The 3,336-nt window shown below is 37.9% G+C and carries 3 protein-coding genes and 1 pseudogene; 2 read left to right on the top strand and 2 right to left on the bottom strand.

The features are described 5' to 3' along the window. Nucleotides 1-224, top strand: a pseudogene (locus ENH88_RS15040) (hypothetical protein); the annotation flags it as partial. A gap of 275 nt (nucleotides 225-499) precedes the next feature. Here ENH88_RS15040 and ENH88_RS15035 read toward each other — a convergent pair. Continuing rightward, nucleotides 500-1,900: a heavy metal sensor histidine kinase gene (locus ENH88_RS15035; RefSeq protein ID WP_182758720.1), complete on the bottom strand. Its 1,401-nt coding sequence runs from the start codon at nucleotides 1,898-1,900 to the stop codon at nucleotides 500-502. Then, a complete protein-coding gene (locus tag ENH88_RS15030) occupies nucleotides 1,890-2,576 on the bottom strand; it encodes a heavy metal response regulator transcription factor (RefSeq protein ID WP_304183396.1) in 687 nt (228 codons plus the stop codon). The genes ENH88_RS15035 and ENH88_RS15030 overlap by 11 nt, the downstream gene beginning before the upstream one ends. Nucleotides 2,577-2,742: 166 nt before the next feature. Here ENH88_RS15030 and ENH88_RS15025 point away from each other — a divergent pair. After that, a partial coding sequence (locus ENH88_RS15025) for a multicopper oxidase domain-containing protein (protein WP_304183394.1) occupies nucleotides 2,743-3,336 on the top strand: 594 nt, incomplete at its 3' end.

Here is a 3,336-nt window from a genome sequence, read left to right as displayed (position 1 = left end):
TAACAAAAAAGCAAGCACAGCAAAACTCAGATGTTACTAAGTTACGTGAAAAGCTTGCCAACGAGAAACGGTTAAAAGAAAAATATCGAGCGGAAATAGCCAGCTTAAAAGAGCAAATGGCACAAATGGCTTCTACCCACAATGCCCTAGCGCTTTCAAATCACCAGCACTTAAAAAAGATAAATGATCTTGAGTCAGAGTTATTTTTACTGAAGAAAAATTAATATATCTTCAATTGCTTAAAGCATCGCCTAAAAAATGAAACAAGGTTAAATGAGATGTACCCTGATGAAGTTCAACAATTAAAAAGCCATATAACAAATATTGCAGCTCAACATAATGGGTTAGCACTTACGATACTACAATATCAATATAAAGCGGCTGAACTAACAATGTGGAAAAGGTAAAATAATTATTTAACTGAATAAGTACAATTGTCAAAGGCAAGTTTCAACACATGAGCCGATTATTAGTATAGCTGACATTAAATGAATACTATTTAAATAAATTTAAATAAATTTAAATAAACATTAAAGCAGGTATTCTGATCGTTTGAACAAACCTTTACATTCCCGCCATTAGCTTCAGCTAAGGCTTTAACTATAGCGAGCCCTAAACCAGCGCCATCACTATGGCGTTGACGAGACTTATCTGATCGATAAAAGCGATCAAATAAATAAGGTAAATGTGCAGAAGGTATTTTCTCACCGGTATTACTCACACAGATACATACTTTTTCAGCAGATGTTATTTCACTACATACCGTAATTGATGACCCCTTCGGTGCATATCTTATAGCATTCGATAACAGGTTTGATAACAATTGACGAAAATGTAGCTTGTCACAATAAAAGCTGATGTTTTCACCTGCTTTATGAAGTATCAGCGATGACTCTTCAGCTAATGCATCAAAATACTCAAACAGCACCTCAATTTCTTCATGGCTGGATAAAATATCTTGGGCTGGTTTAATTAGGCCGTTTTGAGATTTTGCCAGCCAAAGCATGTCGTTAACCATCTTAGTTAGCCGCTCAAGCTCTTCGAGGTTAGAAAATAATAACTCTTGGTACTCTTCGGATTGTCTTTTTTTAGATAGACCAACCTGTGTTTGAGTTATTATATTGGTAAGCGGTGTACGTAGCTCATGAGCAATATCACTGGAAAAATTTGATAGGCGGATAAACTCACCTTGTAACCTGTCTAGCATTGCATTGAAAGATTGCACCATATTAACAAGCTCAATCGGTACTTGGCCTTCATCAAGCCTTACATCCATTTTATTAGTTTGGATATCATGCATTTTCTGGCTTAAACCACGTATTGGGTTGAGTCCTTGATGTATAGCAAACCAAGCCACCAATAAAATGAGTACCGCTGAACCAAACATAATAGCCCAAAGGCTTTGCTGAAATTGATTGAGAAAGTGTAAATGAAAGCTCATATCAATAGCAGCTGTGATCTTATAAAGTTGCTGCTCAGTACTAAAGTCACTCACTAAAGCGCGATAAGTATGTGTGTTTTTTTGCCATTCAACTATGTTGTTTTGGTTAAAACGGTTTGAGGTGGTTACTTTTAAAACAAATTCGCTAAAGTCTGTTGCCGTACTTTTATATATAAGCCTTCCTTGAGCTGTATTAACTTGATAATAAACCCCATGATGACCCGCCACGGCTTGAGATAACGCATTTCTAAGGTTTTTTTCCGACGCGTATGGCTTAGATAAAACGGATTTGACAGACTGTGTGATAACTTTTAATTCACCACTATCTTGTTGTAAAAAATGATGATTTATTGAGCTACTTATAAGCGAAGCGACGAGGGTTAAGCAGCCTATCACTGTCAAAGCAACAAACAATACCACTCGCATTGTTAAAGATAATGGTTTTTCATTAAGGCTCATCGGTTATTACCTCAAGCTTGTAACCCATGCCACGCACAGTGTGTATTAGCTTTACTGGAAAACCATCATCAACTTTACTTCTGAGTCTGCGAATGGCTACATCAATGACATTTGTATCGCTATCAAAGTTCATATCCCAAACTTGAGAAGCGATTAGTGAACGAGGAAGTACTTCACCCTCACGGCGCAGTAATAGTTCAAGTAAACTAAATTCTTTATTGCTTAGGAGTATACGTTGTTCGGCACGAAATACATTCCGCTTTTGAATATTAACTTGTAAATCATAGGTTTGCAAGATGCCTTCGGTTTTATGCGCGTTTCCGCGACGAAGAAGCGTGCGTACCCTTGCTAACACTTCAGAGAATGCAAAGGGCTTTATTAAGTAGTCATCAGCGCCTAATTCAAGCCCTTTTACTCTGTCATCGACACTGTCACGAGCCGATAGAAAAAGAACAGGAACGTCTTTATTCACTTCACGAATAGATTGTAAAATTCGCCAACCAGATACATCTGGCAACATTACATCCAAAATTATGACATCAAATAACTCAGTCATTGCTAAATGATGCCCATCGAGCCCATTACGTGCTAATGAAACTTGAAAACCAGCTTCACTCAGACCTTGCTTTAAGTAATCACCTGTTTTCACTTCATCTTCAACAACTAGTAAGCGCATGCAAAACCTTTATTAAAGTTATAATTATTGTCTGTTATAAGATTATGCCGTATTCACCGTAACAGCAACATGACATCAAGATTACAACTTTGTAATGTTCGCGTCATGTTAAAGACAGGTCTATTTTCTATACTTAATAACTATTCTGCTATGAAGGAGTAAGGAAATGGGGTTTAAAAAGTCATCACAACAGGTTAGCACACCACGAAGACGATTTGTTCAAGGCATAATTGCAGGTGGTGTACTTGCTGCTTTTCCGAGCGTGTTACATGCTGCATCATCTTTAGTAGCAGGAACACTAACAGGCACTGTGCCCGAATTAAGCGGCGAAGTCATAGATCTGGTCATAGATGAATCGCCGGTTAACTTTACCGGCGTAGTACGTATGGCGACAACAATTAATGGTTCTATACCCGCTCCAACCTTGCGCTTAAAAGAAGGTGATGATGTTACTATAAGAGTAACAAATAACTTATCAGTACCGAGCTCTATCCATTGGCATGGCATCATTCTACCTTATCAGATGGATGGCGTGCCAGGTATCAGTTTTAAAGGCATTATGCCGGGCGAAACCTTTATTTATAAATTTAAGCTACAGCAAAGCGGTACATATTGGTATCACTCCCACAGTGGTTTTCAAGAAATGACAGGCATGTACGGTGCATTAATTATTGAACCGCGAGAAAACGATATTATTAGTGCAGATAACGAGCATGTTATTCAATTATCTGATTGGACTGATGATGACCCTATGGCGCTG

The organism is Pseudoalteromonas prydzensis, from assembly GCF_011050055.1.
GTDB lineage: Bacteria > Pseudomonadota > Gammaproteobacteria > Enterobacterales > Alteromonadaceae > Pseudoalteromonas > Pseudoalteromonas prydzensis_A.
Note: the sequence above shows the minus strand (reverse complement) of the source record. Positions and strands in the feature narration are given on the sequence as shown.